Below are 17,534 nucleotides of genomic sequence, written 5' to 3' on the forward strand. Positions count from 1 at the left end.
CTCAGCCGCCGATCAGGTAGACGGCGGCTGCTGCCGCGACCGCGACCACGAGGACGGCGTCGAGAACGACCCCCGGCCAGACGGGTTTCTTCACCACCGGGGCGGTGTAGACGGGGGCGGTGGCGGCCGGACGTCGCACCGTCGATTCCAGCGGCGCGGTGAGGGGAACGGTATGGGCCGCCGTAGGTGCGGACGGTGTCGCCGGTGCGGGCGGTGGCGGCGCGGATGCCGCGGATGCCGGGTGACTCCCCGTCGGCACGGGCGGGATCGGCGTGGCCGGTGCTCCGGTCGGGAACGGGGGAACGGCGGTGGGCGCCGTCGCGGCGACCGCGGCCGTGGCGGGCACACCACCGGTGTCGACCGAGCGCGACCGACTGTCCTCGAACCCCGGCGCCCGGGTGAACGCGTCGTCGGTGACATCGATCGGGGTGACCGAGAAGCCCAGCTGCTCCTGCACGCGCTGCAGGGCGCGGCCGAAGGCGAGCGCCGAGGTATAGCGCGCAGACGGAGAGGAGGACAGGGCCACTGCGATCGCGTCCTCGACCGCGGGCGGGACATCCGCGCGGCCGATCGGGGGAAGGCTCGCGGAACGGATGCGCTCGCTCATCGCCTCGGGCGCGTTGTCGCCGTCGGGGATCTCGAACGGGGCCCGGCCGGCGAGCAGGCTGTAGATCGTGGCCCCCAGGGCGTAGACGTCGGACGAGACCCGCAGGGTCGCCTCCTCCGTCAGCACTTCGGGAGCGGCCCAGGGAACCGAGAGGGCATCGACCGTCGGCGCCCCACCCAGCGTTCCGGCGATGCCGAAGTCGGCGAGGGCGGGCCGGTGGTAGTCGGTCACCAGGATGTTCGCCGGCTTGATGTCGCGGTGCAGGATGCCGGCGCGGTGCGCGGTCTCCACGGCGCCCGCGATCTGCACGCCCACCGCCAGAGCCTCCGTGACCGGGATCGGCGTGGTGCGGAAGCGCGACCCGAAGTTCGGCTGTGCGCAGTACTCCATCACCAGGTAGGGCTGGCCCGACTCGGCGATTCCAGCCTGGTGGATCGTCACGATCGACGGGTGCGTCGAGAGCTGCGCCATGAGGTTGGCCTCGTCGCGGAAGTGCTCGACCGCGCGATCGTCCAGCGCGTCGGTGGCCAGCACCTTCACCGCCACCCGCCGACGGGGGAGGTGCTGCTCGTAGAGGTGGACGTCGGCGAATCCTCCCGATCCGATGGTCTGGAGGTAGTCGAATCCGGCCAGGCGCGGCGGGGTGGCGGGGGCGCGGGTCATCCCGTGTACCCGTTGTTGTTGACCGTCACGGTGCGGCTGGTCGCGCCGCCGGGTCCGACCAGTGTGATCGTGTAGATCTGGCTGCCCTGGGGGCACTGGAAGTCCACGGCGATGGAGTCGTTCACGCCGACGCCGGAGAACGGCTCGGCCTGGGCGTCTTCTGTGCCGATGCCGAAGAAGGCGCTGTCCGCGCCGGTGCCGGTCCACGACAGGCTGACCGTCGGCGGCTCGACCTGACCGGCGCCCGGGGCGGGCGCTTCGCTGGGCGTCGGGCAGATCACCGCGTTGGTGCCACCGAAGGAGGTGATGACCGGTGCCGGATTCGCCGGTGGCGGAGGAGCTCCCTCGCCTCCCGTTCCGCCGGCCGTGCCCGGGTCGGCCGGTGTCGTCTCCGCCGGTGTGGGTGTGGGCGTGGGCGTCGGCGTCGCCTTGGGGGTGGCGCTGGGTGTCGCGCTCGGCGCCGTCGTCGTGGCGGGCGTGGTCTCCGGCGAGGCCAGCGGTGTCGAGGTGGTCTGCCGCACCACGATCAGCACCACGAGCGCGACCAGGGCGGCGGCGAGCAGGCCGCGGAGGATCCAGCGGACGACGGGCCAGGCGCGGGGGCGTGGAGGCGGAGAGCCCACCTGCCCTGCGGTCATGTATTCGCCCTGGTGCTCGTCGATTGAGTGGTACGAAACGTCGAAATTCAAGATAGCGGCTCGTTCTCGCGAATGCGAGAGCTACGGGTGTCGAAAGAAGGGCGGGCGCTCCGGGCCTCACGACTCCGGGCGGCGGTGCTCGTGCCAGAGCAGGGTCACGAGCACGGCCAGCGCGGCCCCCACCACGGTGTCGAGCACGCGCTCGGCGGCGTAGCCCACGGGATTCGCGTTCGGGCCCGCCGCCGAGCCGGTGATGATGAGTACGAGCGGCGTGATGAACAGCAGCGCCAGCGCGTAGTTGCGCACCACGAAGATCTCGACGGCGAACTGAAGCACCCCGAGCACGACCGCGAGCCACAGTCCGGCGGGCGAGAGCCCCGCCACGGCCAGATACAGGAACGCCCCCGCCAGCGTTCCCACCACTCGATGCAGCCCGCGCGTCAGGGTGAGCTGCCGGCCGCTTCCCCCGGCCACGATCGCGAGTCCGGCGCAGACGATCCAGTACGCCCGTTCCGTGTCGACGACGAACGAGGCGGCGGCACCGAGGACGGCGACGCTGACCGAGCGCAGGATGAGGGTGCGGACGGGCTCGGCGAAGCTCGGCCCGGCGAAGCGTTGCCGAAGGGTCTTCGCCGGTGCCCGCCGTGCCCGAGGGAGCACGATCGGCGAGATCGCCAGCAGATAGGCGAGCGCGCACCCGCCGGCGAAGAGCGCCACGAACGTCACGGGGTCGACCAGCCGTGCGCCGTCGACGGGAGCGGTGATGTGCGCGGCCGCTCCGAACACCAGCGGGAAGAACACGGGGCCGGGCGGCCCGAGCCGGAATCCGTAGCAGAGGATGCTCGCCGCGGCCGCCACGAGCAGCAGCCCGGCCGCGGTCAGCACGTCCGACACGGCGGCGGCGGCCCCGCCGGCCGCGCAGAGGACGAGGGCGAAACCGACCACCGGAAGCACGCGCATCCGCTCGACCACCGGCGCGTTCGCGACGTAGATCGCCGTGAACGCGCCGACGCTCGCCTGGAGTCCGGATGCGGTGTGCCCCAGCAGCGCGAACACCGCGATCGGCAGCGCCACCGCGAGCCCCGCCCGGAGCGCGACCGGCCACCGCCATCCCGCCCCGTCCAGGTGCAGGAGGCTCCGGAATCCGCTCGCGCCCGCCATCGTTCCAGTGTGCCGCGTGAGGCCTGGCAGAGCATTCGCCGAGAGTGACATCGACCCCGAAATCGCGGCGTATCGTTGCAGAGGTGATGCGTCCAACCATTGCAACGGTCGGCGAACTCCGGGCCTCCGGACACGTCGAGAAGACGTTGCGCGCCGAGATCCGTGACAACCTGCTCACCGCCCTCCGCGAGGGTCGAGACCCCTGGCCGGGGCTGCACGGCTTCGAGTCCACCGTCATCCCGCAGCTGGAACGCGCCCTCATCGCCGGGCACGACGTGGTGCTGCTCGGCGAACGCGGGCAGGGCAAGACGCGTCTGCTGCGCACGCTCAGCGGACTGCTCGACGAGTGGTCGCCGGTGATCGCCGGGTCGGAGCTGGGCGAGCATCCGTATTCGCCCATCACCAGCGAGAGCCGTCGCCGTGCCGCCGAGCTCGGTGACGAGTTGCCGGTGGACTGGCGGCCGCGCGAGGAGCGCTACTTCGAGAAACTCGCCACCCCCGACACGAGCGTGGCCGACCTGATCGGCGACGTCGACCCGATGAAGGTGGCCGATGGCCGCTCGCTCGGCGACCCCGAGACCATCCATTTCGGGCTCATCCCGCGGAGCCACCGCGGCATCGTGGCCATCAACGAGTTGCCCGACCTGGCCGAGCGCATCCAGGTCGCCATGCTCAACGTGATGGAGGAGCGCGACATCCAGATCCGCGGCTACGTGCTGCGCCTGCCGCTCGACGTGCTCGTGGTGGCGAGCGCGAACCCCGAGGACTACACCAACCGTGGCCGCATCATCACGCCGCTGAAAGACCGGTTCGGCGCCGAGATCCGCACCCACTACCCGACGGAGCTCGACGACGAGGTGGCCGTCATCCGGCAGGAGGCAGAGTTGGTGGCCGAGGTGCCCGACTACCTGGTCGAGATCCTCGCCCGCTTCACCCGAGCCCTCCGCGAGTCGAACGCGGTCGACCAGCGCAGCGGCGTGAGCGCCCGGTTCGCGATCGCCGGTGCCGAGACCATCGCGGCCGCCGCCATCCACCGTGCCACCCGGCAGGGTGAGGCCGAGGCCGTGGCCCGTCCGGTCGACCTCGAGACCGCCGTCGACGTGCTCGGCGGCAAGATCGAGTTCGAGTCGGGCGAGGAGGGGCGCGAAGACGAGATCCTCGACCACCTGCTGCGCACCGCCACCGCCGAGACCGTGCGGGCGCACTTCCGCGGCATCGACTTCTCGCTGCTGGTGGATGCGATGGAGAGCGGCATCATGGTCACCACCGGGGAGCAGGTGGCCGCGCGCGACTTCCTCGCGGGGCTGCCGTCGCTCGGCGAATCCGAACTGTACGACGAGATCGGCGACCGCCTCGGCGCCACGAACGACGGGCAACGGGCCGGCGCGATCGAGCTCGCTCTCGAGGGCCTCTACCTCTCCCGCAAGATCAGCAAGGACAGCGCCGGGGGCGAGACGGTCTATGGCTAGGGTGAATCGGCGGCTCACCCGGGCGTCGCGGTACGGCAAGTACGTCGATGGGCCCGATCCGCTCGCGCCGCCCGTCGACCTGAAGGAGGCGCTCGACGCCATCGGCGAAGACGTGATGGCGGGGTACTCGCCCGAGCAGGCGCTGCGCGAGTTCCTGCGTCGGGGCGGACGCGACCAGTCCGGACTCGACGATCTGGCCGGCCGGGTGGCCGAGCGCCGGCGCGAGCTCACCCAGAAGCACAACCTCGACGGCACGCTGCGCGAGATCAAGGAGCTGCTCGACAAGGCCGTCCTCGCCGAGCGCAAGCAGCTCGCCCGTGACGCCCTGATGGACGAAGGCGACCGCGCGCTGGCGCAGATGCAGCTCGACAACCTGCCGCCGTCCCCGGCCGCCGCGGTCAGCGAGCTCAACGGCTACGACTGGAAGAGCAGCGAGGCGCGCGCCGACTTCGAGAAGATCAAGGACCTGCTCGGGCGGGAGATGCTCGACCAGCGCTTCGCCGGCATGAAGGACGCCCTCGAGAACGCCACCGACGAGGACCGGGCCGCCATCACCGAGATGATGCAGGATCTCAACGCCCTGCTCGAGTCCCACAAACGCGGCGACGACACGCAGGAGCAGTTCGACGAGTTCATGGAGAAGCACGGGCAGTACTTCCCCGAGAACCCGCAGAACATCGACGAACTGCTCGACACCCTCGCCCAGCGCGCGGCGGCGGCGCAGCGGATGCGCAACTCGATGACCCAGGAACAGCGCGACGAACTCGACGCGCTCGCCCAGCAGGCCTTCGGCTCGCCCGAGCTGATGCAGTCGCTCGCCCAGCTCGACGGCAACCTGCGCGACCTGCGCCCGGGCGAGAACTGGGGCGGCTCGGAGGAGATGGAGGGCGCGGAGGGTCTCGGCCTCGGCGACGGCACCGGCGTCTTCCAAGACCTCGCCGACCTCGACCAGCTCTCCGAGCAGCTCTCGCAGTCCTACGAGGGGTCGCGGATGGACGACCTCGATCTCGAGAAACTGGCCCGCCAGCTGGGCGACGAGGCGGCCGTGGACGCGCGCACCCTGCAGCAGCTGGAGAAGGCGCTCCGCGACACCGGCACCATGAAGCGCGGCTCCGACGGGCAGCTGAAGATGACCCCCAAGGCCATGCGGCAGCTCGGCAAGGCGTTGCTGCGCGACGTGGCCGAGCGGATGTCGGGCCGACAGGGCGCCCGTGATCTTCGTCAGGCGGGCGCCGCGGGCGACCTCTCCGGCGCGACGCGCGAGTGGGCCTTCGGCGACACCGAGCCGTGGGACGTGACGCGCACGATCACCAACGCCGTCACCCGCGCCGCGGGCGAGGGTCGGGTGGCGGGAGCCGGCGCGGGCGTCCGCATCGAGATCGGCGACGTCGAGGTGCAGGAGACCGAAGACCGCACGCAGGCCTGCGTGGCGCTGCTGGTCGACACCTCCTTCTCGATGGCGATGGACGGCCGTTGGGTGCCGATGAAGCGCACGGCACTCGCCCTGCACACGCTCATCACGAGCCGGTTCCGGGGCGACGACCTGCAACTCATCGGCTTCGGTCGGCACGCCGAGGTGATGGACATCGAGCAGCTCACCGCCCTCGAGGCGAAATGGGACAAGGGAACCAACCTGCACCACGCTCTGCTGCTGGCGAACCGCCACTTCCGCAAGCATCCGAACGCCCAGCCGGTGCTGCTCATCGTCACCGATGGCGAGCCGACCTCGCACCTCGAGGCGAACGGGGAGGTCTACTTCACCTACCCGCCGCATCCGCTCACCGTGGCCTACGCCGTCCGTGAACTCGACAACTCGATGCGCCTGGGTGCGAAGACCACGTTCTTCCGCCTGGGCGAGGACCCCGGCTTGGCTCGGTTCATCGCGTCGATGGCGAAGCGGGTCGGCGGCACGGTCGTGGCACCCGAGCTCGACGACCTGGGCGCGGCCGTGGTGGGGTCGTATCTCGGCTCGCGGCGCGGCGACGACGGTTTCGGCGCTTCCGGCGGCTCTTTCGACGACATGTTCGGCCGCGGCTGGGGTCGCTGGGGCTGATCCACCCCCACTGTGCGGTGGGCGCATCGCGGGTGTGAACAGTGTGTTACATCGCCCGCAAGTGTTTACATCATGCGACGGTCGGATTGTATCGTGAGAAGGATTTCGAGCTTCTCTGAGAGGAATCCGCGTGAAAGCCCCTGACTTCACTCTGACGGCGGGGCCCACACCCGCGTCGGCCCGCACGCTCGATGCTCTGGGGTCGCAGCTGGTGTACCACCTCGATCCCACCTTCCTCGAGACGTTCAGGCGCACCGCCGAGAAGGCTGCGGCGTTCTTCCGCACCGAGAACGACATGCTCCTCCTGCAGGGCGAAGGCATCCTCGGACTCGAAGGTGCCGCCCGATCGCTCACCCGGCCCGGGATGCACGTGCTCAACCTCGTGCAGGGCATCTACGGGAAGGGAATGGGGCAGTGGCTGACGAGCTACGGATGCGTGGTGCACGAGATCGAGGTGGGTTACGACGACGCCGTCGATCCGGATGACGTCGACACCTATCTCGGGGCGCATCCGGAGATCGAGCTGGTGACGGTGGTGCACTCGGAGACACCGTCGGGCACCCTCTCCGACTGCTCGCGGATCGGCCCGATCGCCCGTCGCCACGGCGCGCTCACCCTCGTGGACGCTCTGTCGTCGATCGGCGGCGTGGAGTTCGAGGCCGATCTGTGGCAGCTCGACGTCTGCATCTCCGGTGGCCAGAAGTGCCTCGGCGGCCCGGTGGGAATCACCATGTGCTCGGTGAGTCCGGCCGCGTGGGAGCGCATCCTCGGCAACGAGCACGCACCGCGCTACTCCTATCTGTCGCTGATCGACTGGAAGACGTCGTGGCTGGAGAACGGCACCTTCCCGTTCACCCCCTCCGTGACCGACGTCGTGGGCCTCGAAGCGGCGCTCGATGCGTTGCTCGAAGAAGGCATCGAGAACGCCATCGCCCGGCATGCGCACGCCGCCGCGGTGACGCGGGCCGGGGTGCGCGCGATGGGTCTCGAACTCTGGCCGGTTTCCGATGCGATAGCAGGGAACCCGATCACCGCGGTCCGTGTACCGGACGGCGTGGTGCACTCGGAGCTCAGCGCCCACATCCGGGAGCGCTACGGCGTGATGCTCTCGACCGGCCTCACGGCGGGCAACATCATCCACATCGCACACATGGGACCGACGGCGACCGGACTGTATCCGATCATCGGCTTGACGGCCCTCGGCAGCGGACTGCGCGACCTCGGCGTCGACGTGGACCTCGGTGCCGGCGTGGAAGCCGCGATGGCCGTGGTGTCGGCGGGCCCCGCGTGAGCGCGACCGATACGGGACTCACCTGGATGAGTGCCACCGACATCGCCCGGGAGGTCGCGACCCGGCGCCTCGGCGCGTTGGAGGTGGCCGAGCACTTCCTCGAACGGATCGAGCGGCTCGATCCGGATCTGAACGCGTTCGTGTACGTCGACCAGGAGCAGGTGCGCGAGCGCGCCCGGGACCTCGACCGGCGGATCGCCGCGGGCGACGACGTGGGTCCGCTCGCCGGCGTCCCGTACTCCCTCAAGGAGAGCACCGCGGTGGCCGGGCTTCCGCACACCGGGGCGATGGCGGCGATGGCCGGGCACGTCGCCGATCACGACTCCGTCGTGGCCGCGCGGCTCGCCGCTGCGGGCGGTCTTCTGATGGGCAAGACCAACCTGCCCGAGAACGGGTACCACTGCGGTACCGACAACCACCTCTACGGCGCCACCCGTAATCCGTGGAACCTCGACTGCTCGCCCGGCGGCTCGAGCGGCGGCGCCTCCGCCTCCGTCGCGGCCGGGCTGACCCCCGTGGCCGACGGCAGCGACGGGGCCGGGTCGATCCGGGTGCCCGCCGCGATGTGCGGGATCGTGGGTTTCAAGCCCTCCACCGGCCGCATCCCGCAGGAGCTGCTGCCGACGCGGTTCGCCACCTTCCTCAGCCACGGCATCCTCGCCCGCACGGTCGCCGACATCGCCCTGATGATGAGCGTGGAGGCGGGCCCGGATGCGGTCGACCCGTTGAGTCTGCCGGGCGACGGCGTGGACTACGCCGCCGCGCTGGAGGGCGATCTGGCCGGATGGCGGATCGCCTGGTCGCCGGATCTCGGTTTCGGCGAGCAGGCGACCGATCCGGAGATCCTCGACCTCTGCGAGACCGCGGTGACGGCGTTCGCCGAGCTCGGGGCCGCCGTCGTCGACGCCTCCCCGCGGTGGAGCGACCCGCAGCGTGCCATGTGGAACGGTGTGTGGCTCCCGGCCTACGCCCCCGACCTGGATGCCTACGACTGGGCCGAGCTCGAACGCACCGGCCGCGTCGATCCGGAGCTGGCCGAACTCGTGCGCGCCGGTGCCCGCCAGTCCGGCGCCGCGATCGCGTCGGCGGACCTCGAGCGCAGTGCCGTGTACCGGGCGTTCGCGACCTTCATGGAAGACCACGACCTGCTCGTGAGCCCCACCGTGCGCATCCCGGGATTTCCGGCGGATCGTTTCGGGCCGCCCGAGTTCGACGGCACCCCGCTCAGCGACCGCATCCTGGGCTGGATCAACACCTACCCGGCCAACCTGACCGGGACACCGGCGGTGTCCGTGCCGGTGGGCGTCACGAAGGCCGGGCTGCCCGTCGGGTTGCAGATCGCGGGCGGCCATCTTGCCGACGCGCGGGTGCTCCGTGCGGCAGCGGCCTTCGAACGCGCGCGACCCTGGTCAGGGCTCCGCCCGCCGCACAGCTGACGACGGTCTCCGTCGCTCAGAAGAGGGGGTAGGGCATCGCCGGCATCTCGCCGGACGGGGCGGGGAACACGGCCCGGGCGTGGAGGCGATCGAGGCGGGCGGCGAACGCGCCGATCTCGAAGTCGGTCAGCAGGGCCGAGAGGGATGCGCCCAGCTCGCCGACGACGTCGGCCCGCACGCGCTCGATCGCGGCCAGTTCGTCGGGGGTGAGATCGTCGCCGAGCCAGCCCCAGAGCACGGTGCGCAGTTTGTGGTCGACGTGGAAGGTCAATCCGTGGTCGACGCCGTAGCGGTGGCCGTCGGGCATGGGCAGCACGTGGCCGCCTTTGCGGTCGGCGTTGTTCACGACCACGTCGAACACCGCCATCCGGCGGAGCGCCACCGAATCCTCGTGGATGAGAGTGACCGGGCGGTCGCTCTCGTCGCGGCCGTCGAAGACCTGGCGCCAGCCCTGCTCGGGCACGGCCTCGGAGGCGACGAGGTCCACCGCATCCTGATCGGGGTCGACGTTTTGCCAGAGCTGCACCATGCCCCGGCCGAACGGGCCGTCGCGCAGCCAGGTGCGGGGCACGACGTTCCAGCCGAACGACTCCGAGACCAGATAGGCCGCGGCCTCGCGATGGGCGAGGTTGCCGTCGGGGAAGTCCCAGAGCGGCGCCTCGCCGGCGATCGGCTTGTAGACCACCTCGGTGTCGCCGATGCGCCCGAGGAACGTGGCGTTCGAGGCCGTCGTGATGCGCCCGAGGAGTTCGAGCTCGCCGTCGATCGCTTCGGCCTCCGTCATCACCGGTCGTCAGGTTCGGGGCAGACGTGGCCTTCCGGATCCATCGGGGTGCCGCAGAGCGGACACAGGGGACGACCGGCGCCCACGATCTCGCGGGTGCGCTTGGCGAACGCGCGGGCGGTGCCCACCGGCATCCGCACCAGCAGCACTTCTTCGGGCTCGAGGTCGTCTTCCTCGAGGGCGTCGACCTCGTCGGCGTCGACGACGATCAGCGGATAGGCCTCGAGCACCACCTGGGCGGTCGACGGATCCCATCCGAGACCCATCGCACCGGTGCGGAACTGCTCGTCGACCGGCTGGTCGAGCGGATCGTTGTCGACCAGTTCGACGGGGGTCGTGGCCGGCACGCTGAACGGGTTGCCCTCGTTCACCATCAGCTCGTCGAGGATCTCGTCGATCTTCTCGGCCAGCAGGGCCGACTGCTCCTTCTCGAGTGCGGCGCTGACGACGCGGCGACCGTCGCGCACCTGCAGATAGAAGGTGCGGGATCCGGGGTTGCCGACCGTGCCGATGACCACGCGATCGGGCCAGTCGAACTCGTGAGCGATTGTGGGCATGGGGATATTTTAGGAGCGCTCGGCCGCGGGCGGCTGAGTGGAGGCCGGATCGGCGTCGGTGGCGTCGCCGACGTCGCCGGCGCGCGTGGCCGGTCCTGCGCCGCCGCCGACCGGTGCGTCCGCGGCCGGGGGCGCGGCGCGGAGCCAGGAGAGGTCGCCCGAGTCGGTGTTCGTCGACACCACATCGGGCCGGTTCGGGCCGTACCGCACGATGGAGACGGATGCCGGACCGACGCTGATGCGCTGGAAGAGGTCGAGATGCATGCCGAGCGCGTCGGCCAGGATCGACTTGATGACGTCGCCGTGACTCACCGCCACCCACACGGCGCCGGGCCCGTGCTCGGCCTCGACGGCGGCGTCGTGGCGGCGGATCGCGGCGACCGCCCGCGCCTGCATGCCCGCCAGGGACTCCCCACCCGGGAACACGGCGGCCGAGGGTTGCGTCTGCACCACCGACCAGAGCTTCTCCTTCGCGAGGTCGCGGAGGGTGCGACCCTGCCAGTCGCCGTAGTCGCATTCGGTGAGGGCGTCGTCGATGCCGAGCGGCGCATCCGATTCGCCGCTCTGTCGGTCGAGGATGAATCCGGCGGTCTGGCGGCAGCGCTCGAGAGGGCTCGAGACCACGCCGACCAGAGGCACGACGGCGAGGCGCTCGGCTGTGCGGGCGGCCTGCTCCCGCCCGACGGCGTCGAGCTCGACGCCCGGCGCCCGCCCGGCGAGTACGCCCTCGACGTTCGCGGTGGTGCGTCCGTGCCGCACGAGGATGACAGTGGCCATGTCTGCCAGCCTAGGCGCGGGCTCGTGGAATGCCGTCCCTGAAGAGATCGTCTGAATCCGGTCGTGGGTTCGGAGCGAGGGGGCCGGCTGCGCTAGCGTTGGAGTCACAAGGGGAGTACTCCCGACTGCGGTCGGCTCGTCAATACGGATGCACTCGCATCTCGGGCCACCGGTTCCGCGCAGGCGGAGCGGAGGAGACCTTGGCGTCATTGCTCACGCCTACCCCTTGGAGTCTCCATGCAGGTCACGCCCCTGATCTGGATCGTCACGATCGCCGTTACGATCCTCTTCTTCGTCTACGAGTTCTTCGCCCACGTGCGGAAGCCCCACGAGCCCAGCATCGCCGAGTCCGCGCGGTGGTCGACCTTCTACATCGGGCTCGCCCTGCTGTTCGGTGTGGGGATCGGCGTCTTCTCGGGCTGGACGTACGGCGGCGAGTACTTCGCCGGCTACCTCACCGAGAAGGCGCTGTCGATCGACAACCTCTTCGTCTTCCTGCTGGTGATGGGCGCCTTCGCGGTGCCGAAGGCGTTCCAGCAGAAGGTGCTGATGATCGGCATCGTCATCGCGCTCATCCTGCGCGGCGGCTTCATCGCGGCCGGTTCGACGCTGATCGAGAACTTCTCGTGGATCTTCTACCTGTTCGGCGCGCTGCTGCTCTTTCTGGCCTGGCGCCAGGCGTTCGGGTCGCACGACTCGAACCCCGCCGACGGGCGCTTCATGCGCTTCGTGCGTCGTCACCTGCCGGTGACCGACGAGTACCACGGCGACAAGCTCACGGTCGTGAAGAGCGGCACGCGCTTCGTGACGCCGATGCTGCTCACCATCATCGCTATCGGGTTCATCGACCTCGTATTCGCGGTCGACTCGATCCCCGCGATCTACGGGCTCACCAGCGAGGCCTACATCGTGTTCACGGCCAACGCGTTCGCGCTGATGGGGCTGCGACAGCTGTTCTTCCTCATCGGCGGGCTGCTCGAGCGACTGGTCTACCTCTCGCAGGGGCTTGCCGTCATCCTCGCCTTCATCGGCGTGAAGCTCGTTTTCCACGCCTTGCACGTGAACGAGCTGCCGTTCATCAACGGCGGAGAGCACATCTCGTGGATTCCCGAGATCCCGATCTGGTTCTCCCTGCTCTTCATCGGCGCCACCATCGCCGTGGCCACCGTGGCGAGCCTCGTGGCGACCCGGCGCCGCGCCACTCCGACGACTCCCGACCTCGACGAAGAACGAAAGGCACTCCATGGTTGACCTCAGCCGATTGCTTGGCCTCGCTCAGAAGGCCCTCGACAAGACCGGATCGTCGACTCCGGATGCGCGGGGCGGGGGGAGCGACTGGCGCTCCGTCGTGCGCAACGCGGCCGGCGCGCTGACAGGGGATGGTGCGGCGTCGGCGTCGTCACCTGCGCCCGCCGGCGCATCGCCTGCGCCCGCTGGAACATCGCCGGTCCGACCTGCGCCTTCCGCGACGTCCTCGGGGCGGAACACGCCTTCCGCGTCCCCGGCCACGACGTCCTCGGGGCGGACAGCGCCTTCCGCGACGTCCTCGGGGCGGAACACGCCTTCCGCGTCCCCGGCCACGACGTCCTCGGGGCGGACAGCGCCCTCCGCGTCGCCCGCTGGGACGCCTTCGGCGCCCCTCGCTGCCACCTCCGAAGTCGGCGCCGGTGCGACGGCCGCGGCAGCAGACCCCGCGGATCGTGCGGCGATCGCCCGCTATGACTACCTGCTGCAGACCGCCGACCCGCACCAGATCGAGCAGGTGCATCGCGAAGCGTTCGAGCGGCTCACGCCGGCGCAGCGCGCTCAGATCGACGAGCGGATGCGGGCCGAACTCCCGGCGCACGAGCAGCCCCGTTCGTCGCAGCCCGACGACCTGGCTCGCGCGGCGACCCGCACCGAGATGAGCCGGCCCGGACTCCTGCGTGGGCTGCTTGCCCGGGTGGGAGGCGGGGCGCAGGGTTCCTCGCGCGCGCCCGGCGGAGGTGCATCCGTTGGCGGCGGGGTGCTCGGGTCGCGGCCCGGGGTGCCAGGAGCTGCGGGGGCTGCCCCGGCGGGTGGTGCCGTCGCGGGCGGCACGCTGGGGTCGCGGACCGGGATGCGCGGAGCAGCCGGCGGTGCGCTGGCGGGAGGTGCCGTCGCGGGGGCCGGGCTCGCCGCCGGCGGAATGCTCGCGGCGGTCGCGGGCGGCGCGGTCGTGAGTTCGGTGGCGGGTCCGCTGCTCGAGCAGGCCACGAGTCTGGGCGTCGACTTCGACGCGCTGGCCGCTGGGGTCGACCTCGAGGCGCTCACCGGGGGCGTCGAGGGCCTCGCGGGCGATCTGAACGGCGGTATCGAAGGTGTCACCGGCGGCCTCACGGATGGCGTCGAGGGTCTGACCAGCGGTGTCGAGGGGCTCGCGGGTGGCGTCGAGGGCGTCGCTGGTGGCGTGGACGGCTTCACCGGTGGCGTCGATGAGCTGGCGGCCGGTGCGGGCGAGACCGTCTCGGGCCTCGGTGACCAGGTCGCGGGTCTCGGCGATCACGTGCGAGACCTGGCGTCGGGCTTCGAGATCCCGGGCCTCGGCGACCTCTTCCGCCGCTGACGCCCATCCGTCCGCCCCTCCCCCCGAGACCTCCACTGAGCCGCGCGTTTTGGCGCTACCCCAGACCTCGAATCCACCAAAACGTGCGGTTCAGCGCCGACGGCGCGGGTGTGTCGCGCGCCACCCGAGGTGGTGGTTCGGACCAGTCCACCCGAAGACTCCGCTGAACCGCACGCTTTAGCGCCACATCGGACCTTGGATCCGCGAAAACGTGCGGTTCAGTGAGGGTGTCGCGGGCGGGCGGGCGGGCGGAGGCGGTGGCTCGGGCGAGTCCATCCGAGAAACTCTGTTGAGCCGCGCGTTTTGGCGCTACCCCAAAGCTCGAATCCGCCAAAACGCGCGATTCAGTGCCGACGGGGTGCGTCAAGCTCCGGGAGTGGAGGCGGCGGCTCGGGACAGGTCGCGGTAGGAGGCGGCGACCGCGTCGGCCAAGGCATGCACGCGGGGCAGCGCGGTGGGGTCGGTGCAGAAGCCGATGCCCACCTCGCCGGCGTTGGAGATCGCAGCGACGCGGAGGGCGTGGTGTGCCGCCGGTTCGGATGACGAGAAGAGCTGCTCGACACGACGACCGGCCACCGCGACCGGGTCACGAGGGCCGGGCACGTTCGAGATCGCGACGCTGAACTCGCGAGCGCTGCCGGCCATCCGCTCGGCGAGTTCGCCCGCTCGGCCCAGACGCCCGAGCGCGTGGAAGAGGTCGTAGAGGAGTGCGGCGTCGTCGCGCTGCTTCTCGGTGCGCGTGCGAGCGCTGATGCGGTCGAGTCGGCGCAGCGGATCGGGTTCGGCGAGGAACAGGTCGACATCGATGAAGGAGTCGCGGTTGCCGGGGGCCGTGGTGTCTTCGTCGCGGTGATGGAGGCTCACCGGCACCCGGGCCCGGAGGTCGAGGCCTGGGTGGTGCTCGTCCAGCCAGGTGCGCAGCCCGCCGGAGACGACGGCCAGCAGCACGTCGTTCACCGTGGCGTGGGCCGGCCGGGAGGCGCCGATCGCCTTGAGGCCGTCGAGCGGCGCCGCGGTGAAGGCGACCTCCCGCGCCATGGTGATCGGTCGGTCGAAGGGGGACCGCGATCCCGGATGGACGAGTTCGCGCACGACCACGCCCGGCATCCGTCGCCACTCGTCGCGTCGGGCGTCCTCGTCCTCCGACGCACGTGTCCCCACCGGGTGCATCGGCGCGTCCCGCGGGTCGAGGAGGATGCCTTCGAGGAAGCGCAGGCCGGCGATCCCGTCGACCATCGCGTGGTGGAGGCGGGCGGCGATCGCCTCGGTGCCGTCGGCGAGGGGTCCGATCAGGTCGAGCGTCCAGAGCGGGCGCGAGCGGTCGAGGTGCTCCGACATCAGGTCGCCGAGGATGCGACGCAGGTCGTCCGGGGTGGCGCACTCCGTGCCCGCCCGGCGCCGTACGTGCTGCGTGATGTCGAAGCCGATGGCGGGCACCCAGCGGGCTTCGCCGGCGCTGTCGGTCACGACGCGTTGGGTCGCGCGGGGCTGCTCGGCGAGCCGGGCCGACACAGAGCGGCGAAGCGCCTCGAGGTCGAGCGGCGTTCCCGGCGCGAGGATCATGAGCTTCAGCGTGTGGCCGGCCAGCACGGCGGATTCGAGCGCGAGGATGCGCGCGTCATCCTCGGAGAGACGATCGCCTTCGTCGGCCATGCGGTCAGCCTACGGCGCGCTGCCGGTCAATCGAGAACCCTGTGTTTCTCCGGCGCGGCCGGCGCGCGAGTTCATCGTCGCGCGGGAACCGAGTTGTCCGCAGCTCGGCGGGTGAGGAACGACTGCCAGGTGATCAGACCGCGCTGGGCGCTGGGGGCCGCGAGGTTGTCGCCGGCTCGGTAGGCGCGCCCGACAGCGCCCGGCAAGCGGATGGGCACCCGCCGACGCGGTCGGCGCAGGCGACCGCCGGCTTGCGCCTCCCCGAACGCGGCGACGAGGTGCGGGAGGTCGAGCACCTCCGGCCCGGCGAGGTCGGGTACGCGGCAGGAGGGCTCGCCGAGGGTGAGTTCGGCCAGGCGCGCGGCGACCTCGTCGCGGTCGACGGGTTCGAAGCGGAGGCCCGTCGGCGCCGGCAGCAGCGGAAGTCGGGCCATCGCGCGCGCGACCGGCAGCACGAAGTCGTGCAGTTGAGCGGCCCGCAACACCGTCCACGGCAGTCCCGATTCGGAGACCGCGCGCTCGGCGCCGGCCTTCGCTCGGAAATAGCCGATGGGCATCCGGTCGGCGCCGATCACCGAGATGAGGAGGAGGTGCCGCACCCCGGCGGCGCGGGCGGCCGTGGCGAGGTTCCGCGCGGCCACGTCGTCGCCCTTGGCGCCGCCGGCCAGGTGCAGCACGACCTCGACACCGGACAGCGCGGCATCCAGACCCCGGCCCGCGACGGTGTCGCCCTCGACCTGCTCGATGCCGGGGGAGTCGGCGCCGGGGTGGCGGCTGAGTACTCGGACGGTGCGGCCGGCGTCGACCAGCAGTGGCACCACTCGGCGTCCGATGGTGCCGGTGCCGCCGGTCACGAGAAGTGGGGCGTTCATGATTGGCTTCCTTCCATGTCACAACTGCGTGCGGGGGTTCGTCGAGAGGGTGACGATCGAACGCGGGGAGATGTGACATGACCGACCGGACGGACCTGGCGAGACGCTTCGAGGAGCAGCGGCCGCGGCTGCGGGCGATCGCCGCTCAGCTGCTCGGATCGACGGCCGACGCCGACGACGCGGTGCAGGAGACCTGGCTGCGGCTCGAGCGGGTCGACGACGGCGAGATCCGCAACCTGGAGGCCTGGCTCACCACGGTCGTGTCGCGCGTGAGCCTCGACCTGCTGCGGGCGCCGCGCCGCACGCGGGAGCGGTCGTGGCAGGTCACGTCATGGGCCCAGGAGCCGGTGGCGGTCACACCGGATCCGGCGGATGTCGCGGCGGGAGCAGACGGGGTGAGCGTGGCGCTGCTCGTGGTGCTCGAGCGACTGAGTCCGGCCGAACGCATCGCCTTCGTGCTGCACGACGTGTTCGGGCAACCCTTCGACCAGGTCGCCGAGGTGCTCGAGCGCTCGCCGGATGCGGCGCGGCAGCTGGCGTCGCGCGGCCGCCGGCGGGTGAGGGGTCAGGTGGACGAGACGGATGCGACATCCGCGACCCCCTCACCCGTCGACCGGGCGACCGGCCGGCGCATCGTCGACGCCTGGCTGCTCGCGGCCGAAGCCGGCGACTTCACCGCACTCCTCGCCCTCCTCGACGACGACGCGGTGCTGCACGCCGACTTCGGCACGAGCACGCAGCGGATCGAGGGTGCCGCCTCGATCGCGTCGCAGGCCGTGCTCTCGGCCCGACTCGCCGCCCACTCGACGCCGGTGCTCATCGACGGCCTGCCCGGAGTGGCGGCCGTGCTGAACGATCGCGTGGTCTCGATCATGGCCTTCGACCTCGCCGGCAACCGCATCGTGGGCCTCCACGTCCTGGCCGATCCCCGTCGCCTCGAGTCCCTCGCCGTGCACCGAGCCCTCGGGTGACGGGAGGATGGAACCCTT

16 protein-coding genes are annotated in these 17,534 nt (G+C 71.1%); 7 read left to right on the plus strand and 9 right to left on the minus strand.

Annotation, left to right across the window (positions count from 1 at the left end):
- Position 1: 1 nt before the first annotated feature.
- The 3 genes from ACFJGU_RS10245 to ACFJGU_RS10255 all read right to left on the minus strand — a co-directional run bounded on the left by ACFJGU_RS10245 (position 2) and on the right by ACFJGU_RS10255 (position 3,069).
- Positions 2 to 1,270: a serine/threonine-protein kinase gene (locus ACFJGU_RS10245; RefSeq protein WP_382310039.1), complete on the minus strand. Its 1,269-nt coding sequence runs from the start codon at positions 1,268 to 1,270 to the stop codon at positions 2 to 4.
- Positions 1,267 to 1,908, minus strand: coding sequence for a hypothetical protein (locus ACFJGU_RS10250; RefSeq protein WP_382310041.1), 642 nt, complete (start codon positions 1,906 to 1,908; stop codon positions 1,267 to 1,269). The genes ACFJGU_RS10245 and ACFJGU_RS10250 overlap by 4 nt, the downstream gene beginning before the upstream one ends.
- Before the next feature lie 117 nt (positions 1,909 to 2,025).
- Positions 2,026 to 3,069, minus strand: coding sequence for an FUSC family protein (locus tag ACFJGU_RS10255; RefSeq protein WP_382310043.1), 1,044 nt, complete (start codon positions 3,067 to 3,069; stop codon positions 2,026 to 2,028).
- Positions 3,070 to 3,155: 86 nt separating this feature from the next.
- Here ACFJGU_RS10255 and ACFJGU_RS10260 point away from each other — a divergent pair, with 86 nt between their 5' ends.
- From ACFJGU_RS10260 to ACFJGU_RS10275, 4 genes are all read left to right on the plus strand, one after another.
- Positions 3,156 to 4,538: a magnesium chelatase gene (locus tag ACFJGU_RS10260; RefSeq protein WP_382310330.1), complete on the plus strand. Its 1,383-nt coding sequence runs from the start codon at positions 3,156 to 3,158 to the stop codon at positions 4,536 to 4,538.
- Positions 4,531 to 6,591, plus strand: coding sequence for a VWA domain-containing protein (locus ACFJGU_RS10265; protein ID WP_382310045.1), 2,061 nt, complete (start codon positions 4,531 to 4,533; stop codon positions 6,589 to 6,591). Before ACFJGU_RS10260 ends, ACFJGU_RS10265 begins: the two co-directional genes overlap by 8 nt.
- Positions 6,592 to 6,721: 130 nt before the next feature.
- Positions 6,722 to 7,882 (plus strand): pyridoxal-phosphate-dependent aminotransferase family protein, encoded by a 1,161-nt coding sequence (locus tag ACFJGU_RS10270; RefSeq protein ID WP_382310047.1) that lies wholly within the window; start codon positions 6,722 to 6,724, stop codon positions 7,880 to 7,882.
- A complete protein-coding gene (locus ACFJGU_RS10275; RefSeq protein ID WP_382310048.1) occupies positions 7,879 to 9,318 on the plus strand; it encodes an amidase in 1,440 nt (479 codons plus the stop codon). The genes ACFJGU_RS10270 and ACFJGU_RS10275 overlap by 4 nt, the downstream gene beginning before the upstream one ends.
- A 16-nt stretch (positions 9,319 to 9,334) precedes the next feature.
- Here the strand turns inward: ACFJGU_RS10275 and ACFJGU_RS10280 are convergent, their stop codons facing one another.
- Genes ACFJGU_RS10280 through ACFJGU_RS10290 form a run of 3 tightly spaced genes read right to left on the minus strand, consistent with a single transcriptional unit; the run spans position 9,335 to position 11,436 of the window.
- The gene (locus tag ACFJGU_RS10280) at positions 9,335 to 10,102 is read right to left on the minus strand and encodes an SCO1664 family protein (RefSeq protein ID WP_382310050.1); all 768 of its coding nucleotides are present in this window, start codon (positions 10,100 to 10,102) and stop codon (positions 9,335 to 9,337) included.
- A complete protein-coding gene (locus tag ACFJGU_RS10285; RefSeq protein ID WP_382310052.1) occupies positions 10,102 to 10,659 on the minus strand; it encodes a DUF3090 domain-containing protein in 558 nt (185 codons plus the stop codon). The genes ACFJGU_RS10280 and ACFJGU_RS10285 overlap by 1 nt, the downstream gene beginning before the upstream one ends.
- Positions 10,660 to 10,668: 9 nt before the next feature.
- Positions 10,669 to 11,436 (minus strand): histidine phosphatase family protein, encoded by a 768-nt coding sequence (locus ACFJGU_RS10290; protein WP_382310054.1) that lies wholly within the window; start codon positions 11,434 to 11,436, stop codon positions 10,669 to 10,671.
- A gap of 237 nt (positions 11,437 to 11,673) precedes the next feature.
- On the opposite strand from ACFJGU_RS10290, the gene ACFJGU_RS10295 reads away from it, so the two are divergent.
- A complete protein-coding gene (locus ACFJGU_RS10295) occupies positions 11,674 to 12,687 on the plus strand; it encodes a TerC family protein (RefSeq protein WP_382310056.1) in 1,014 nt (337 codons plus the stop codon).
- A 24-nt stretch (positions 12,688 to 12,711) separates the two neighbouring features.
- Here ACFJGU_RS10295 and ACFJGU_RS10300 read toward each other — a convergent pair whose 3' ends face one another.
- Positions 12,712 to 13,017 (minus strand): hypothetical protein, encoded by a 306-nt coding sequence (locus ACFJGU_RS10300; protein WP_382310058.1) that lies wholly within the window; start codon positions 13,015 to 13,017, stop codon positions 12,712 to 12,714.
- Positions 13,018 to 13,198: 181 nt separating this feature from the next.
- On the opposite strand from ACFJGU_RS10300, the gene ACFJGU_RS10305 reads away from it, so the two are divergent.
- A complete protein-coding gene (locus ACFJGU_RS10305) occupies positions 13,199 to 14,020 on the plus strand; it encodes a hypothetical protein (protein WP_382310060.1) in 822 nt (273 codons plus the stop codon).
- Positions 14,021 to 14,383: 363 nt separating this feature from the next.
- On the opposite strand, the gene ACFJGU_RS10310 is transcribed toward ACFJGU_RS10305, so the two are convergent.
- Both ACFJGU_RS10310 and ACFJGU_RS10315 read right to left on the minus strand, forming a co-directional pair.
- Complete coding sequence (locus tag ACFJGU_RS10310) at positions 14,384 to 15,673, minus strand: wax ester/triacylglycerol synthase domain-containing protein (protein WP_382310062.1); 1,290 nt, start codon at positions 15,671 to 15,673, stop codon at positions 14,384 to 14,386.
- A gap of 71 nt (positions 15,674 to 15,744) precedes the next feature.
- Positions 15,745 to 16,545 (minus strand): SDR family oxidoreductase, encoded by an 801-nt coding sequence (locus ACFJGU_RS10315; RefSeq protein WP_382310064.1) that lies wholly within the window; start codon positions 16,543 to 16,545, stop codon positions 15,745 to 15,747.
- Positions 16,546 to 16,622: 77 nt separating this feature from the next.
- On the opposite strand from ACFJGU_RS10315, the gene ACFJGU_RS10320 reads away from it, so the two are divergent.
- Positions 16,623 to 17,516, plus strand: coding sequence for a sigma-70 family RNA polymerase sigma factor (locus ACFJGU_RS10320; protein ID WP_382310066.1), 894 nt, complete (start codon positions 16,623 to 16,625; stop codon positions 17,514 to 17,516).
- The last annotated feature ends 18 nt before the right edge of the window (positions 17,517 to 17,534 follow it).

This window comes from Herbiconiux sp. UC225_62, from assembly GCF_042694625.1.
Taxonomy (GTDB): domain Bacteria; phylum Actinomycetota; class Actinomycetes; order Actinomycetales; family Microbacteriaceae; genus Herbiconiux.

What these genes read in the sequence shown, in the direction of transcription:
- ACFJGU_RS10245 (WP_382310039.1), bottom strand. Translation starts at nt 1,270, where the DNA reads ATGACCCGCGCCCCCGCCACCCCGCCGCGCCTGGCCGGATTCGACTAC.
- ACFJGU_RS10250 (WP_382310041.1), bottom strand. Translation starts at nt 1,908, where the DNA reads ATGACCGCAGGGCAGGTGGGCTCTCCGCCTCCACGCCCCCGCGCCTGG.
- ACFJGU_RS10255 (WP_382310043.1), bottom strand. Translation starts at nt 3,069, where the DNA reads ATGGCGGGCGCGAGCGGATTCCGGAGCCTCCTGCACCTGGACGGGGCG.
- ACFJGU_RS10260 (WP_382310330.1), top strand. Translation starts at nt 3,156, where the DNA reads ATGCGTCCAACCATTGCAACGGTCGGCGAACTCCGGGCCTCCGGACAC.
- ACFJGU_RS10265 (WP_382310045.1), top strand. Translation starts at nt 4,531, where the DNA reads ATGGCTAGGGTGAATCGGCGGCTCACCCGGGCGTCGCGGTACGGCAAG.
- ACFJGU_RS10280 (WP_382310050.1), bottom strand. Translation starts at nt 10,102, where the DNA reads ATGACGGAGGCCGAAGCGATCGACGGCGAGCTCGAACTCCTCGGGCGC.
- ACFJGU_RS10285 (WP_382310052.1), bottom strand. Translation starts at nt 10,659, where the DNA reads ATGCCCACAATCGCTCACGAGTTCGACTGGCCCGATCGCGTGGTCATC.
- ACFJGU_RS10290 (WP_382310054.1), bottom strand. Translation starts at nt 11,436, where the DNA reads ATGGCCACTGTCATCCTCGTGCGGCACGGACGCACCACCGCGAACGTC.
- ACFJGU_RS10295 (WP_382310056.1), top strand. Translation starts at nt 11,674, where the DNA reads ATGCAGGTCACGCCCCTGATCTGGATCGTCACGATCGCCGTTACGATC.
- ACFJGU_RS10310 (WP_382310062.1), bottom strand. Translation starts at nt 15,673, where the DNA reads ATGGCCGACGAAGGCGATCGTCTCTCCGAGGATGACGCGCGCATCCTC.
- ACFJGU_RS10315 (WP_382310064.1), bottom strand. Translation starts at nt 16,545, where the DNA reads ATGAACGCCCCACTTCTCGTGACCGGCGGCACCGGCACCATCGGACGC.
- ACFJGU_RS10320 (WP_382310066.1), top strand. Translation starts at nt 16,623, where the DNA reads ATGACCGACCGGACGGACCTGGCGAGACGCTTCGAGGAGCAGCGGCCG.